Source organism: Vibrio sp. 10N.261.52.A1, assembly GCF_002876325.1.
GTDB lineage: Bacteria > Pseudomonadota > Gammaproteobacteria > Enterobacterales > Vibrionaceae > Vibrio > Vibrio chagasii.
The window spans coordinates 1-737 of the sequence record NZ_MCYD01000012.1 but is presented as its reverse complement, the minus strand read 5'-3'; the positions used below and the strand labels follow the sequence as shown (position 1 = coordinate 737).

The 737-nt window shown below is 40.7% G+C and carries 2 protein-coding genes; one reads left to right on the top strand and one right to left on the bottom strand.

Translation table 11 applies throughout. From position 1 onward, the window contains the following. The coding region (locus tag BCT81_RS00170) for a MipA/OmpV family protein (protein WP_198596808.1) at positions 1 to 251 on the top strand (251 nt) is incomplete at its 5' end. A gap of 143 nt (positions 252 to 394) precedes the next feature. Here the strand turns inward: BCT81_RS00170 and BCT81_RS00165 are convergent. After that, on the bottom strand, positions 395 to 737 hold a 343-nt coding region (locus BCT81_RS00165), incomplete at its 5' end, for an outer membrane beta-barrel protein (RefSeq protein WP_157938827.1).

Here is a 737-nt window from a genome sequence, read left to right as displayed (position 1 = left end):
GTGAACGCTTGAACAACCACTTGTATGGTGTGAGCTCAGCAGAAGCTGCAAGAACGAATCTAAACGAGTTTGATGCCGACTGGGATGGTCAGTACTTTATTGGTTTAGGTGGTTACTTACATGTAACGCCGAATATTCGAGTGACTGGTGGTGTTCGTTACACCAACCTAGAGGGTGATATCGAGAATAGTCCAATCTTAGAAAGCGGAATTAATATGGCGGCAAACGTCGGTGTTGCTTACGTTTTCTAGCCAAAAAGAAGTGGATGCAAAAGGGTTATTCATAATGAGTAACCCTTTTACTTATGCTAAGTACAGACCGGTTGACGTCAATACTCCAAGAATCGTAATTACGATGATCTGTTCAACTACTGTAAACCTTTCTGTTTAATATTTTAGAAAGTGAAACCGGCTTGTAGACCTAGAGTACCGTCACTACCTAGATTAACGTTACCTGAGCTAAAGTCGTACCAATCGAAACCAACACGCGCCATAAACTTCGAGTTACCAAACATTGGTTTCGGTGACTTAAATTCAGCACCTATACCGTAAGTTGCACCCCATTCGCTATCTGAGTACTTACTATTCACTGAGCCATCTTTATCAGTAATCGTTAATTTAGAGTTGAGGTTAGAGTAGGCAAGACCAACTTTACCGTAGATAGCAAAAGACTCATCGAAGCTATATTTGTACATTGGCGCTAAAGACATTTTGAAGTGTTTCAAATTGCCTTTGTAC